Annotated in this window: 9 protein-coding genes; 4 read left to right on the top strand and 5 right to left on the bottom strand. The window is 68.1% G+C overall.

The genetic code is table 11. The features are described 5' to 3' along the window. Nucleotides 1-44: 44 nt before the first annotated feature. The gene (locus KTC28_RS03760; RefSeq protein WP_216709792.1) at nt 45-578 is read right to left on the bottom strand and encodes a phosphonate degradation HD-domain oxygenase; all 534 of its coding nucleotides are present in this window, start codon (nt 576-578) and stop codon (nt 45-47) included. Beyond that, nucleotides 575-1,492 (bottom strand): LysR substrate-binding domain-containing protein, encoded by a 918-nt coding sequence (locus KTC28_RS03755; RefSeq protein WP_216709791.1) that lies wholly within the window; start codon nt 1,490-1,492, stop codon nt 575-577. The genes KTC28_RS03760 and KTC28_RS03755 overlap by 4 nt, the downstream gene beginning before the upstream one ends. A 171-nt stretch (nt 1,493-1,663) precedes the next feature. On the opposite strand from KTC28_RS03755, the gene KTC28_RS03750 reads away from it, so the two are divergent. From KTC28_RS03750 to KTC28_RS03735, 4 genes are all read left to right on the top strand, one after another. Then, complete coding sequence (locus KTC28_RS03750) at nt 1,664-2,800, top strand: TIGR03364 family FAD-dependent oxidoreductase (protein ID WP_216709790.1); 1,137 nt, start codon at nt 1,664-1,666, stop codon at nt 2,798-2,800. Further along, a complete protein-coding gene (gene phnX, locus KTC28_RS03745; protein WP_216709789.1) occupies nt 2,797-3,603 on the top strand; it encodes a phosphonoacetaldehyde hydrolase in 807 nt (268 codons plus the stop codon). Before KTC28_RS03750 ends, phnX begins: the two co-directional genes overlap by 4 nt. Further along, nucleotides 3,600-4,910, top strand: coding sequence for a DUF5690 family protein (locus KTC28_RS03740; RefSeq protein WP_255602243.1), 1,311 nt, complete (start codon nt 3,600-3,602; stop codon nt 4,908-4,910). Before phnX ends, KTC28_RS03740 begins: the two co-directional genes overlap by 4 nt. A gap of 150 nt (nt 4,911-5,060) precedes the next feature. Then, a complete protein-coding gene (locus tag KTC28_RS03735; RefSeq protein ID WP_255602242.1) occupies nt 5,061-6,863 on the top strand; it encodes an aspartyl protease family protein in 1,803 nt (600 codons plus the stop codon). An 18-nt stretch (nt 6,864-6,881) separates the two neighbouring features. On the opposite strand, the gene KTC28_RS03730 is transcribed toward KTC28_RS03735, so the two are convergent. Genes KTC28_RS03730 through KTC28_RS03720 form a run of 3 tightly spaced genes read right to left on the bottom strand, consistent with a single transcriptional unit; the run spans nt 6,882 to nt 12,661 of the window. After that, nucleotides 6,882-8,300 (bottom strand): efflux transporter outer membrane subunit, encoded by a 1,419-nt coding sequence (locus KTC28_RS03730; RefSeq protein WP_216709787.1) that lies wholly within the window; start codon nt 8,298-8,300, stop codon nt 6,882-6,884. Next, nucleotides 8,287-9,477 (bottom strand): efflux RND transporter periplasmic adaptor subunit, encoded by a 1,191-nt coding sequence (locus KTC28_RS03725; protein ID WP_216709786.1) that lies wholly within the window; start codon nt 9,475-9,477, stop codon nt 8,287-8,289. The genes KTC28_RS03730 and KTC28_RS03725 overlap by 14 nt, the downstream gene beginning before the upstream one ends. Continuing rightward, nucleotides 9,470-12,661, bottom strand: coding sequence for an efflux RND transporter permease subunit (locus tag KTC28_RS03720; protein WP_216709785.1), 3,192 nt, complete (start codon nt 12,659-12,661; stop codon nt 9,470-9,472). The genes KTC28_RS03725 and KTC28_RS03720 overlap by 8 nt, the downstream gene beginning before the upstream one ends. Nucleotides 12,662-12,781: the final 120 nt, after the last annotated feature.

Genomic DNA, 12,781 nt, shown 5'->3' with positions numbered 1-12,781 from the left:
CCTAATGTTTCGAGTATGTTAACTAATGCTGGCCGAACGCTCGGTCAGCGCGCTGCAACCCTCGCCAGCATCGGAAGATAGTCGGCGAAGCGGGGTCCGACCCCGGCATCGAGCCGTTTCCCGCTGTCATCAAACCGTCGGAGAGCGATCGCGGCGGCGGCATAGGGGCGTTGCGCGAAGGCCACACTCGCAGCGCTATCGAACGCCCCGCCCTGCAGAACGAGCGAGCGTTGCGAGGCGGCGCTGAGCGTGGCGGCGTAGCCGGGCTCGGTCGCACACAAGTAGCGCTTGGCCTGAACATGCAGCGCACAAGGCCGCACCACGGCCGCACCGAACACGCGGGCGAGGATCGCAGCACCGACCATCTCGTGCCGCGCGTCGGCGGCGCTTTCGTCGTCCTCGATCAGATGGCCGACGTCGTGGAGCAGCGCCGCGACGATCAGCGACGACGGCGCGCCTTCGGCTTCGGCGAGAATCGCGCACTGGACCGCGTGCTCGAGCTGGCTGACGCCCTCGCCGTAGCTGCGATGGCCGTGCCGCGTGTAAAGCGCGACGATGTCGTCGAGGGTAGCAATCATGCCAGCTCCAACGCGACCGGCGCGGGGTCGTCGCATTCGAGCCGCATGTCGCAGATCACCGCCTTGACCGCGCGCATCAACGCGCTGCGGCGGCGGTCGTTGAGGCACAGCAGGAAGCCGCGAAGCTCGTAGGTGCGGTCGCCAGTATCGAGCGGGCGATAATCGATCCGCCGGTCGGGCGGGCACTCCGACGCGAAGAAGACGCTGACGCCGAGCCCGAGTGCGATCGCCTCGCGGATGGTCTCGCGGCCGTGGAATTCGAGGCTGGCGAGCGGTACCACCCCGGCATCGCCGAGCGCGCGTTCGGTAAAGGAACGGGTCTTCGACGTCGGCTCGCGCAGCAGCAGGACCTGTGCAGCCAGCGCCTCGACCGGGATCGCGTCGAGCAGCGCCAGCGGATGATGCAGCGGCAGCGCGACGCTTAAGCCGTCGGTGTACAGCGGATCGTAGCTGAAGGTCGGGTCGCCCGGCGGATCGCTCGCCAGCGCCGCATCGATCTGCGCCTCGCTCAGCCAGCGCATGACGTCGTGGGCGTTGCCCATGCGGACCTGGACCCCGGTCGCCGGGTGTCGCCGGTGGAACAGGTCGACCAGCCGCGCGGCGTAGAATGGCGAATCCGACCCCAGCCGGAGGATGCCGCCGGTCAGGCTCGACGTCTCGCCGAGCATCTCATCGATGTCCGACGCCGTCGCGAACAGCCGCTGGGTCAGCAGGAACAGGTCGCGCCCCGCCGTCGTCAGCTTGAGCGGCGACTTGCGCCCCTCGAACAGCGCTACACCGTGCCGCGCCTCCAGCGCCTTCAACTGCTGCGACAGGGTCGGTTGCGACACGTTGAGGCGGCGCGCCGCGCGCGATACCCCGCCCTCGACCGCGATCGCGTGGAACGCCCGGAGATGCTGGTAGCTCGCCGCCATGACGGATTAGCGTAAACCGCGGTCGTGACGGTTGCGTGACCGGGCCAAAGCTGCGCCAGCGCGACTCATAGACGCGGCCTATGCGCGGCATTCGTCGAATGACTTGGCGCGCCGCGAACAGGCGCGCGAAGTCTGGCAGATCCGGCGTCGCGACCGGGGAAGGGAGATCGCTTGGCCGACTCGTTCGATATCGCCATCGTCGGCGCCGGCATCGTCGGCCTCGCCCATGCGCTCGCCGCAAGCCGTCTCGGGCTCAGGGTCGTCGTCGTCGACCGCGACGCGCAGGCGAACGGCGCCTCGATCCGCAATTTCGGCTTCGTCACCGTGACCGGCCAGGAGGCCGGCCAGGTCTGGCAGCGCGCCCGGCGATCGCGCGACGTCTGGGCCGAGGTCGCACCGCGCGCCGGGATCGCGATCGAACAGACCGGCCTGATGATGGTTGCGCAGCGGCCCGAAGCTGCAGCGGTGCTCGCAGCGTTCCTCGACACCGACATGGGCGACGGCTGCGTCTGGCTCGAGCGTGAAGCGGCGGCAGCGCGGATCGCGCCTATGGCTCCCGCCGCACTGACCGGCGCGTTGTTCAGCGCCGTCGACCTGCGCGTCGATTCGCGCACGGCGGTCCCTACGCTCGCGGCGTGGCTGGCGCGGGAGCACGGCGTCGAGTTCCGTTTCGGCATCGCGGTCCACGCGGTCGAAGCCGGGCGAATCGAGACGTCGGCGGGGACGGTCCACGCGGGCGCGATCGTCGTCTGCTCGGGCGACGATCTTGCGACCCTGTTCCCCGAGGAGTTGGCGGCGGCGGGGGTGACGCGGTGCAAGCTGCAGATGCTGCGGCTCGCATCGCCGGGGTTCCGGCTGCCGGCGACGGTGATGTCCGACCTCAGCCTCGTCCGCTATCTCGGTTACGCGGCGCTACCCGAAGCTGCAGCGTTGCGCGCACGCCTCGACGCCGAACAGCCCGACCATCTTGCGCACGGCATCCACCTGATCGTCGCGCAGAACGCCGACGGCAGTCTGGTTGTGGGCGACAGCCACGATTACGCGGCGACCCCCGACCCGTTCGCCTCCGACCACGTCGAAGGCCTGATCCTCGAAGAATTCGCAGCAGTGTTCGGCGCGGTGCCGCCGGTCGTCGACCGCTGGACCGGGACCTATGCCTCGGCGGCGGGGCACAGCCTCGTCGCGGAACCGGCCGAGGGGGTGCGCCTCGTCGTCGTCACCAGCGGCACCGGGGCATCGACGTCGTTCGCGCTCGCCGAGGAGGTGATCGGCGATCTCACCGGGCGGAAACTGGGAGCTGCGGCATGATTTCGAGCATCAAGGCGGTGGTTCTCGACTGGGCTGGGACGATGATCGACTATGGCAGCCGCGCCCCCGTCGTCGCGCTGCTGGGGCTGTTCGACGGTGAAGGCGTGCCGATCACCGAAGCCGAAGCGCGCGCCGACATGGGCCGCGCCAAGCGCGACCATATCCGCGCGATCCTCAAGGTGCCGCGCGTCGCCGACGCATGGCGCGCGGCGCACGGCGGCGACGCGATCGAGGATGACGTCACCCGGCTCCACGACACCGTCGCGGCGCTGATGCGCGACGCGGCGCGCGATTGCTCGGCGCTGATCCCGGGAGCCGCCGATCTCGCCGCGCGCCTTGCGCAGGCCGGGGTGCCGGTCGGTTCGTGCACTGGATACACCCGCGAGATGATGGCCGACATCCTGCCGCTCGCTGCGGCGCAGGGTTATGCCCCCGCGGTCATCGTCTGTTCGGGCGAGACGAAAGAGGGCCGCCCCTCCCCGCTGATGCTGTGGAAGGCGCTCGTCGAGCTTGGCGCGTGGCCCGCGTCGGCGTGCGTCAAGGTCGACGACGCCGTCGTCGGCATCGGCGAGGGACAGGCGGCGGGGGCGTGGACGGTCGGGGTCGCGGCGTCGGGCAATGGCGTCGGGCTGTCGCTAAACGACTTAAATGCGCTCGACCCGGCCGAGCGCGCGCGCCGGGTCAGGGCGTCGGCCGACGCACTCCGCGCTGCCGGCGCCGACTATGTCATCGACAGCGTCGCCGACCTCTGGCCGGTCCTCGAGACGATCGCCACGCGCATCGCGGCAGGCGAGAAGCCTTGATCGCCGCACCGCTTACAGCGCTTCCGGGCCGCGAGAGCGCGGTGACGCGATGGCTGCGGCGGGCCCCGCCGTCGATGTTCGCGCTCTACGGTGGAGCGTCGGCGTTCGCCGCCTATTTCGCGATGTACGCGTACCGCAAGCCGTTCGCCGTCGCGAGCTACACCCACATCGCCGGCTGGCCGTTCACGATCGATTTCAAGATCATGCTCGTGATCGCGCAGGTCGCGGGCTACGCGCTGTCGAAGCTGATCGGCATCAAGATCGTCTCCGAAATGCCGCCCGCGCATCGTGCCGTCGCGATCCTGCTGCTGATCGGGTTCGCCGAGGTCGCGCTGGTTGGCTTCGCTGTCGCGCCGCCCGTCGTCGGCATGATCGCGCTATTCCTCAACGGGCTTGGGCTCGGCATGATCTGGGGGCTGGTGTTCGGCTTCCTCGAAGGGCGGCGGCTGACCGAGATCCTCGGCGCAATCCTGTGCGCGAGCTTCATCGTCTCGTCGGGCGCGGTCAAGGCGGTCGGCGCGGCACTGCTCGACGGTAACCTCGTAAGCGAACGCTGGATGCCCGCGATGACCGGGCTGTTGTTCGCCCCGCTGCTGCTCGTCGCGGTTGCCGCGCTCGCACAGTTGCCGCCCCCCGACGCGCGCGACGAAGCCGAACGCGCGCCACGTTCGCCGATGGATTCGCGCACGCGCGCCGCCTTCTTCCGCGCCCACGCCGCCGGCCTCGTCGCGTTGATCGCGGTCTATGTCCTGCTGACGGCGTTCCGCGACTTCCGCGACAATTTCGCCGCCGAGATCTGGCGCGAGCTTGGTTTCGCCGGCGAGGCGGGCATCTTCGCCTGGTCCGAATTGCCGGTCGCCGCGGTCGTTCTCGTCGCGCTAGCGATGTTGACGCGGGTCCGCGACAATCGCCGTGGCGTCATCTGGAACCTTGCCTTGATCGCGGTCGGGCTGGCGACGATGGGCCTCGCCACCGCCGCGTTCCAGCTCGGCTGGCTCGGCGCGGTCGGCTGGATGATCGCCGCCGGGGCCGGGCTGTATCTCGCCTACGTCCCGTTCAACGCGCTGTTATTCGACCGGCTGATTGCCGCGACCCACGCGTCGGGCAATGCCGGCTTCCTCATCTACGTCGCCGATGCATGCGGCTATGCGGGATCGGTCGCGCTGCTTCTGACCCGCTATTTCGTCCATGTCTCGCTGCCGTGGACCGAGTTCCTGTGCGACATCGCTTATGCGACGTGCGGTGCGGGGCTGCTTGCGATCGCTTACGGCGCCTCGCGGTTGCTTCCTGCCTTGCCCCGCGCCTGACGCGTTGCCGACGTTCGGCGGTACGGTGCGATGTCGGATAGTCGCGCTGCCATCAGTTCATATAGACCGGGATCAACAGCCTATAGTAAGTTAGTGCGATTGCTTGATCTTTGAGCGGGACAGTCACTGATGTCATGGGGGGATTGGGGAGTGTCCACGGGCCGGTCGCTACGTCGTTGTGAAAGTAATCGGTGGTCGGCGGCCGCCGCGATCGTCCTAGGGTCGATCGCCGCGCTGACCACGGCCCCGGCATACGCTGCGCCGAGCTGCCAGCTTTCGAAGTTCCTCGAAATGTCGGTGATGCTCGCCGGACACCGCCCGATCGTGACGACGAAGATCGGTGGCAAGGACGCACGCTTCATCGTCGACAGCGGCGCCTTCTACAGCACGATGTCACGGGCGTCGGCGGCTGAATTCGGGCTGCACCTTGACCCGGCACCGACGTGGTTCCGGTTGCGCGGGGTCAACGGCGATACCTCCGCCTCGATTGCCTCGGTCCGCGACTTCGGCCTCGGGGGCGTCTCGGTGCCCAAGGTCGATTTTATCGTCGGCGGCACCGACACCGGAGCCGTGGGGCTGCTCGGCCAGAATTTCCTCGGCATCGGTGATGTCGAATATGACCTGCCCCACGGGGCGATCCGGCTGCTGCATGCGAAGGACTGCGCTGTCGAAACGCTGGCGTATTGGGCCGGGACCAAGCCGTTCACGATCGTGTCGCTCGAATCGCGAAATCCGCCGTTTCAGGTTCACACCGTCGGGACGGTGACGTTGAACGGCGTCAAGCTGCGCGCCGTCTTCGATACCGGTGCCGAATCGTCGATCATGACCCTTTCCGCCGCGAGGCGCGCCGGCATCACCCCGGACAGCCCCGGGGTCGTTGCCAGCGGATTGTCGACCGGCCTCGGCAGTCGCGCCCTCCGCACCTGGATCGGAACGTTCGACAAGCTCGAAATCGGCGGCGAGGCGATTCCCAAGCCGAGGATCCAGTTCAGCGACATCACGATCGGCGACGGCGACATGTTGATCGGCTTCGACTTTTTCCGCACTCACCGCATCTACGTCGCCAACAAGGCGAACAAGATGCTCGTCACCTACGAAGGCGGCCCGGTCTTCGGCCTGACGCCGACCCGCGCGGTCAGCGCCGACGGCACGCCGCTCGACCTGTCCGACAAAGCCGCCGAACCGACCACCGCGGAGGGCTATACCCGCCGCGGGACGGTGCAGGCATCGAACGGCAAGCTCGAAGCGGCGCTGGCCGATCTCGACAAGGCGGTAGCGCTCGCCCCGAACGACGTGACCACCCTCCGCATCCGCGCCGGAATGCGGCTCGCCAACCGGCAGCCGCTGCTTGCCTCGGGGGATCTCGACAAGGCGATCGCGCTCGAGCCGGCGGAGGCCGACGTGCGTTTGATGCGCGCCGGTCTCAAGCTGCGTGGGCACGATCCGGCCGGTGCGTCGGAGGATCTGCATGTCGCCGACAAGGGTCTGCCGCCGTCGTCCGAGCGGCGTCTGCAGCTCGCGTCGATGCTCGTTGCCGTCGACGAGTATGATGCGGCGCTGCTGAATTTCGATGCGTGGCTGAAAGCTCATCCCGAAGACGCCGCCCGTCCGGAGGCGCTCAACGGCCGCTGCTGGGCCCGCGCGCTGCTCAACCGCGATCTCGACCGAGCGCTCGACGACTGCAACGCCGCGGTCCGGCTTCGCCCGGGAACGGTCGCGTATCTCGATAGCCGAGGCCTGGTCCGTCTGCGCCGCGGCGAATTTACCCAGGCGCTCAAGGATTATGACGCCGCCATCGGCATCGCCCCGCGCAGCGCGTGGTCGCTCTATGCGCGGAGCATCGTTCGCGCGAAGGTCGGCGATGCAGCGGGCGCGACGGCTGACCGGGCCGCCGCGATCGCTCTCCAGCCCGCAGTCGCCGAGCGCGCGCGCAAGCTGGGGCTGGGAAGCTAGAGCAGCGCGATCTGCCGATCAGGCGGCCGGAACGTAGCTTCCGCCGAGGGCACGGACCAGCGAGACGGCGGTCTGCATCCGGCTGGTCTGGACCGCCAATGCCGCGCGCTCGGCTTCGAGCGACGCGGTCTGGGCGGTGACGACGTCGAGATAGTCCGACGCGCCGTCGCGGTAACGGACCAGCGCGAGTTCACGGGTTCGTTCGGCAGCTTGAGCGGCGGCCAGCTGGTCGGCCGCCTGTGCCGCGAGGTGGCGCGTCGCGGCAATCTGGTCCTCGGCTTCGCGGAACGCGGTCAGAACGGTCGAGCGGTAGTTGGCCGCGGCCTCGTCGTACTGCGCGCGCGAGATCCGCACCTGCGCCCGGCGGCGGCCGCCATCGAATAGCGTCAGCAACGCCTGCGCGGGTCCAAGTGCCCAGAACCCAGCGCCGCTGCTGAAGATCGACCCGCTCGTCGCCTCGACGCCGCCACCGAGCCCGAGCGAGATGTTGGGGAAATACGCCGCGCGCGCGACGCCGATTCGGAAGTTGGCGGCGGCGATCCGCCGTTCGGCCTCGGCAACGTCGGGGCGGCGTTCGACGAGCTGCGACGGCACGCCGAACGCGACCGGCGGCGGCTCGAGTGGGCGGACGAGCGGGGCGATGGCGAAGCTCGACGCGACGGCACCGGTCAGCGCCGCGATCTCGTGCTCGATCGCGGCGCGCTCGTTGGCGGTTGCGGAAATCTGCGCGCGTGCTGCCGACAGGATATTGTCGGCGCGGCTGACGTCGAGGCCCGAGGCGATGCCGCCGTCGTGGCGCGTCGTCGTCAAATCGCGGGCGCGTTCGTAGGCGGCGACCGTCTCGTGCAACAGCGCGGCCTGGGCATCGAGCCCGCGAAGGCGAAAATACGCATCGGCGACCGAAGCCTGAAGGCTGAGCATGACCGCGGCGAGGTCGGCATGGCTCGCGGCGGCGTCGGCACGGTCGGCGCGGACGCTATTGCGGACCCGGCCCCACAGGTCGAGCTCATAGTCGAGCGTCGCCCCGATCGAGAAGGCGTTGTACGTCACCGCGCTGCCGTTGGATAACGGACGGCCTGCCGAGGCGCGGGTACGCCCGGCGCTAGTGTTTGCGACGACCGTCGGGATCTGGTCGGACGCCGTTAAACTGACGAGCGCCCGTGCCGCATCGTAGCGCGCGAGGGCGGCGGCAAGCGTCGGACTGGCCTGTTCGGCGCGGGTCTCGAGGTCGTCGAGCACCGGATCGGCGAACATGCTCCACCAAGCACCGCGCGGCGCAGCGTCGGCGGGCGCGGCGGCGGTCCAGCCGGCAACCTCCTTGTACGCGGGCGGCGCGACTGTGGCGGGCGGCTGGTACGGCGGCGCCAGCGAACACGCTGCGGTTGCCAGCAGAGCAGTCAGGACGGCGGCGGTCGCAGCACTTTTAGCTTTGGACACGGCCAGCCTTCGGGTCTTCGACGCGGACCCGGTCGCCGTTTTCCAACGCGTCGGGCGGCGAGTCGATGATGCGCTCGCTGCCCGTCAGACCCGCGCTGATCTCGACCTGCTTGCCCTCGTCGCGGCCGATCGTCACCGGCTTGAGCGTGACGCGCCCATTGCCGTCGACCAGCGCAACGGTCGGGCCATTCGCCCGGAGGATCAGCGCACTCGCGGGCAGATGGACACTGTTACCGGCTGCGGCGATGGGGAAGGTTACCTGCGAATACGACCCTGGCTTGAGCGCGCCGCCGGGATTGTCGGTCTGCAGCTCGACCAGAACGGTGCCCGATTGAAGATCGACTGCCCCGGCGTTGCGCGTCAACACGAGGTCGAAGCTTCGCCCGGGATATTCGGGCAAAGTCATCGTCGCGTGCAGCCCGGTATGAACCTGCGCCGATGCGCCCTGCGGCACCCGGACATAGACCCGCATGCGGTGGACGTCGGACACGGTGAACAGCGCCGTCGCCGACGCGGTCCCCGAGCTGACAAGGCCGCCGATCTGCGCCGAACGGCTCGTCACGGTGCCGGCAAACGGCGCGGTCAGCCGGGTGAAGCCCTGCAGCGCGCGGAGGCGCTTGAGGTTGGCGAGCTCGCCGTTGGCGATCGCGTTCTTCGATGCGAGATCGCCTGCCTTCTCGTCGGTCTCCTGCTGCGACACTGCATCCTTTGCACGCAGCGCGACCCAGCGAACCGATGTGCTCTTGGCGAGCGCGGCGTTGGCCAGCGCGGTCTGGTAGTTCGCCTCCGCCTGCGCGAGCTGCTGATCGATTTCAGGGGCATCGAGGATCGCGAGGGTCTGCCCGGCGACGACCCGGTCGCCGATATCGACCAGCCAGCGCCGGACATAGCCGTTGGTCCGGGCATAGATCGGCGCGCTATTATATGCCTGCACGCTGCCCGGCAGAACGAGCCCGGTCGAACGGTCGCCGCGGGTCGGGGTGACGACCGAGACCGTCGGAATTGCGGCGTCGCTGGAGATGGCAACGAGCTGGTGGTCGGCGCTGCTGCGCGAAGTGATGCCGTAGCCAACGACCACCAGCGCGATGATCGCCGCAACGACGCCCGCAAGCTTCAGGGTCCGCGAACTGGATGAAGTGCGGGCGGGCTCGAACTGCGTATGCGACGGATCAAGCATTGGCGAGCTCAAGCTCCTGTGCGGCATGTTTTGCCCGGCCGTGCCGGTGGACGAAGCTGAAGATGGTCGGCACGAGGAACAGCGTTGCTACGGTCGCGAAGATCAGCCCGCCGATCACCGCGCGGCCGAGCGGGGCGTTCTGCTCGCCGCCCTCGCCGAGCCCGAGCGCCATCGGCGTCATGCCGATGATCATCGCCAGCGCGGTCATCAGCACCGGGCGGAAACGGACCATCCCGGCCTCGAGTGCCGCCTTGGTCGCGTCGCCGAGGACTTCGAGCTGCTCGCGGGCGAAGCTGACCACGAGGATCGAGTTCGCCGTCGCGACCCCCATGCACATGATCGCGCCGGTCAGCGCCGGGACCGACAGCGTCGTCCCCGTCGCGAACAGCATCCAGACGATCCCGGCGAGCGCGGCGGGCAGTGCGGTGATGATGACGAATGGGTCGACCCAGCTCTGGAAGTTGACGACGATCAGCAGGTAGATCAGCGCAATCGCCGCGACGATGCCGAAACCGAGGCCAGTGAAACTGGCGTTCATCGTCACATATTGACCGCGCAGCGTCACTGTCACGCCCTTCGGCTTAACCTTGTCGAGGTCGTGAATCGCGGCGTTGATGTCTTTCGCGACCGAGCCGAGGTCGCGACCTTGCGGCGTCCCGAAGATGTCGATGACCGGCGCGATGTTGTAATGGCTGATAACCGGCGACGTGTTGCTCCGTACGAAGGTGCTGAGCCCGCCGAGCGTCTGGGCGGCGGTGCCGGCTGCGCCGGAAATCGGCACGCCCTGAAGGTCGGCGATCGAACCGATGCGGTATTCGGGAGTCTGGGCGACGACCGCGTACGACACGCCGTTGTCGGGGTTGAGGAAAAACACGGGAGCCGACGTCGCAGTTCCGGCGAGCGTCGTCGACAGGCTGTTGGTGACGTCGCGCTCGGTCAGGCCGTACTGGCCGATCCGGGTGCGGTCGATGTCGATGTTGAGCTGCGGTGAGCGCGCCGACTGCTGGACCCGCGCATCAGCCAGCCCGGGGATCGAGCGGATCGCGCGAAGGATGCGCGCCGCGTGCGCCGCGTTGGCGGCGGCGTTCTTGCCGGTCACCTGGATGTCGATCGGCGCGGGCGCGCCGAAGTTCAGGATCTGGCTGGTGATGTCGGCGGGCAGGAAGGCGAAGGTCGTGCCGGGGAAATCCTTCGGCAGCTGACGCCGCAGCAGCGCGATATATTCGGCGGTTGGCCGATGCTTCTTGGTCAGCGCGACGAGAATGTCGCCATCCTGCGAGCCGATCGTCCCGGAGTTATTATACACCGTGTTGATCGAGCTGACCGGCAGGCCGATGTTGTCGACGACCGAGGCGAGCTCCGACGACGGGATCAGCTGGCGGAGGCGGCGCTGGATCAGGTCGAACTCGGCGGCGGTATCCTCGATCCGCGACCCGATCGGCGCGCGGACGTGCATCGTGATCTGCCCGGCGTCGACGCTCGGGAAGAAGTTGCTGCCGAGGAACGGGACGAGCAGGAACGACGCCAGCACGACGACCATGAACCCGGCCATGAAGATGCCGCGTCCCGCAAGCGCGCGTCCGAGCAGGCCGCCATAGCTCGTGCGGATCCGCGAGAATGTCCGTTCGAAGCCGCGCTGGAAGCGGACCAGCGGGTTGCGCGACCCTGGCTTGCCCGCGGCATGCCCATCCTCGCCGACCGCATGCGCGCGCAGCAGATACATCGCCATCGTCGGCACCAGCGTCCGCGACAAGACGAACGAGGCGATCATCGCGAACACCACCGCCATCGCCAGCGGCACGAACAGGAATCCAGCGACGCCAGGAAGGAAGAACATCGGCACGAAGACGATGCAGATGCACAGCAATGAGACGAACGCCGGGGTGACGATCTGCGCGGCCCCGTCGAGGATCGCGGGGACGACCGCCTTGCCCTTTTCGAGGTGCCACTCGATGCTCTCGATCGTCACGGTCGCGTCGTCGACGAGGATGCCGACCGCCAATGCCAGACCGCCGAGGGTCATGACGTTCAAAGTCTCGCCGATCGCCGCGAGCATCGCCACCGCGGCGAGCACCGCGAGCGGGATCGACAGCGCGATGATCACGGTCGAGCGCCACGAGCCGAGGAACAGCAGGATCATCAGCGAGGTCAGCGCGGCGGCGATCGCGCCCTCGACGATGACGCCGGTGACAGCACCCTTCACGAACACCGACTGGTCACCGATCGGCACGATGTGGAGGCTGTCGGGCAGCGTCGCGGCGATCGCGGGCAGGCTGTCCTTGACCCCCTGGACGATCGCCAGCGTCGAGGTTGCGCCGTTCTTGAGGACCGTCATTAGAACCGAACGGCGGCCGTCGACGTGGACGACATTGGTCTGCGGGCCGCTGCCGTCGCGGACGTTCGCGACGTCGCGCATGTAGATCGTCGCGCCGTTGACCACCTTGACCGGGAGGTCGTTCAATCCGGCGATGGTGTCGGGGGCGTTGTTGAGCTTAATGCTGTACTGGTACGAGCCGATCTTGGCGAAACCGGCGGGGTTGATCTGGTTCTGCGCGGCGATGGCATTGCCGACATCCTGCGCAGATAGGCCCTTCGACTGGAGCGCCTGCGGGTCGATGTCGATCTGGATCTGCCGCTGGCGTCCGCCCGACGGATAGGGGATCGCCGCCCCGGGAACCGTGACGAGACTCGTCCGGACCTGATTCTGGCCGATGTCGAAAAGCTGCTGCTCGCTTAGGCCCTTGCCCGACAGCGCGAGCTGCAGGATCGGCACCGTCGACGCGCTGTAATTGAGGATCAGCGGCGGCGTGACCCCCGGGGGAAGCTGGCGCAACACGCTCTGCGAGATCGACGTCACCTGCGCCGTCGCGGTGCGGATATCGGCACCCGGCTGGAAGAAGATCTTGACCACGCCGATGCCCTGCAGCGACTGGCTCTCGATATGCTCGATGTCGTTGACCGTCGTCGTCAGCACGCGCTCATACGGGGTGATGAGCCGCCCCGACATGTCTTCGGGGGACAGGCCGGCGTAGGTCCACGCGACCGCGATCACCGGTACGCGAATGTCGGGAAAGATATCGACCGGGGTCCGCAGCGCGGCGAGAACGCCGACGATCGCGATCAGCATAGCCATGACGATGAACGTCAAAGGCCGCTGCAAGGCGATTTTGACGATGCTGATCATGACGCCATTACAGACCTGCTCCGCGCGGTTGCCGGGACGTAAGCCGGCACGGGCGGCTGATCGACAAAGCGTTTTGCAAGAATGATGCGCTGCGGTCTAATACTCGATGCAGCATGATCG

This window comes from Polymorphobacter megasporae (genome assembly GCF_018982885.2).
Taxonomy (GTDB): Bacteria; Pseudomonadota; Alphaproteobacteria; order Sphingomonadales; family Sphingomonadaceae; genus Polymorphobacter_B; species Polymorphobacter_B megasporae.
Note: the sequence above shows the minus strand (reverse complement) of the source record. Positions and strands in the feature narration are given on the sequence as shown.